1 protein-coding gene and 2 pseudogenes are annotated in these 1,634 nt (G+C 74.1%); 2 read left to right on the top strand and 1 reads right to left on the bottom strand.

The window, feature by feature from the left end:
- A pseudogene (locus DY240_RS22775) lies at positions 1–236 on the top strand (TIGR03960 family B12-binding radical SAM protein); the annotation flags it as partial.
- A 73-nt stretch (positions 237–309) separates the two neighbouring features.
- Entirely contained in the window at positions 310–1,134 is an 825-nt protein-coding gene (locus DY240_RS22770) for a PhzF family phenazine biosynthesis protein (protein WP_119662082.1), read from the top strand.
- A 3-nt stretch (positions 1,135–1,137) separates the two neighbouring features.
- Here the strand turns inward: DY240_RS22770 and DY240_RS34195 are convergent.
- Positions 1,138–1,634, bottom strand: a pseudogene (locus tag DY240_RS34195) (BBE domain-containing protein); the annotation flags it as partial.

The raw sequence follows: 1,634 nt of genomic DNA, 5'->3' as shown, positions 1-1,634 counted from the left end.
TCGCCTGGTACACCACCCGCGAGCGCGACCGCGACGAGGTGCTGCCCTGGGACCACCTCGACAGCGGCCTCGACCGCGACTGGCTGTGGGACGACTGGCAGGACGCCCTCGACGAGGTCGAGCTCGACGACTGCCGCTGGACGCCCTGCTTCGACTGCGGCGTCTGCCCGACGATGGGCACCGAGATCCAGATCGGCCCGACCGGCCGGAAGCTGCTCCCGCTCACCGTGGTCTGACCGGCGAACGGTCAAATCGGACCTGTGGGATCGCGCGTGAATTGCGCGGGGGAGGGCTCGTAGGCTGGACACCGTGCGGATCCTCGTCGTCGACGCGTTCACCGATCGTCCCTTCGGGGGCAACCCGGCCGGGGTCTGCCTGCTGGACCGTCCCGTCACCGACGAGTGGATGCTGTCCGTCGCGGCCGAGCTGAAGCACTCCGAGACCGCCTTCGTCGAGCCGGTCGACGGCGACGAGGCGGCCCGCGCCACGCCGTCGGTCGACTACCGGCTGCGCTGGTTCACGCCCGAGGTCGAGGTCGACCTGTGCGGCCACGCGACGCTGGCCACGTCGCACGTGCTGTTCGAGCGCGGCGAGTCCGGCCCGATCCGGTTCAGCACCCGCAGCGGCGTCCTCACCGTCACCCGCGACCGCTCCGGCACGGTCGGCATGGACTTCCCGGCGCTGCCGGCGCAGGCGGCCCCGGCGCCGGACGGCCTGGCCGCGGCTCTCGGCGTCACGCCCGTGTGGACCGGGCGCAGCCGCTTCGACGTCCTCGCGGTCCTCGACTCCGAGGCGGCGGTGCGCGGGCTCACGCCCGACCTCCCGGCGCTGGCGGCGGTCGAGGCACGCGGCGTCATCGTCACCGCCCGCGCCGGCGACGGCGCGCCGTACGACTTCGTCTCGCGCTTCTTCGCACCCTCGCAGGGCATCCCCGAGGACCCCGTGACGGGGTCGGCCCACTGCGTGCTCGGGCCGTACTGGGCGAAGGAGCTCGGCCGGCCCGACGGCACCACGCTGACGGGTGCGCAGCTGTCCGCGCGCGGAGGCACCGTCGAGGTGACCATGCGCGGCGACCGCATCGAGCTGGCCGGCCGGGCGCGCACCGTCCTCGAGGGCGAGCTGCGCTCCCTGTGACCGTCAGGCCGGGGCGACGTTGTGGTTGCGCCGGAACAGGTTCGCGGCGTCGTAGCGCGCCTTGACCTCGGCCGGGCGGACGTAGCCCTCGGTGCCGAACCCGGACACCACCCGGCTGTGTCCCTCGTCGCCGATGAAGTTGAGGTAGACGGCGCCGGTGCTCCACGGGCGGACGGCGGCGCAGACCTCGTCGGGCAGCGACTCGAGGTGCTCGGCGGACCAGTAGTTGCGGTAGCCGGGCGGGTCGTCCAGGGCCGCCTGCAGCTCGTCGTACGGCAGCTCGGCCACCATGGCGCCAAGATGCGGACGATCTCGGGCCCGCGTGCGGGTGGCCAGAGCAGGAACCCGAGGGTGGACCGCGCGAGCGGGTGCAGCCGCAGCGTCATCGACGTGACGACGCCGAAGTCGCCGCCGCCGAGGACGAACCCGCCGACGCGCCGGTGGTCGACACCCGGCCGCCGGTGGTGGCCAGGCCGTGCGGCGTGCAGGCGCGGTCGAGG

The sequence above is a fragment of the Jiangella rhizosphaerae genome, assembly GCF_003579925.1.
GTDB lineage: Bacteria > Actinomycetota > Actinomycetes > Jiangellales > Jiangellaceae > Jiangella > Jiangella rhizosphaerae.
The sequence above is the reverse complement of the archived record's forward strand: the minus strand, read 5'-3'. Positions and strand labels throughout refer to the sequence as shown.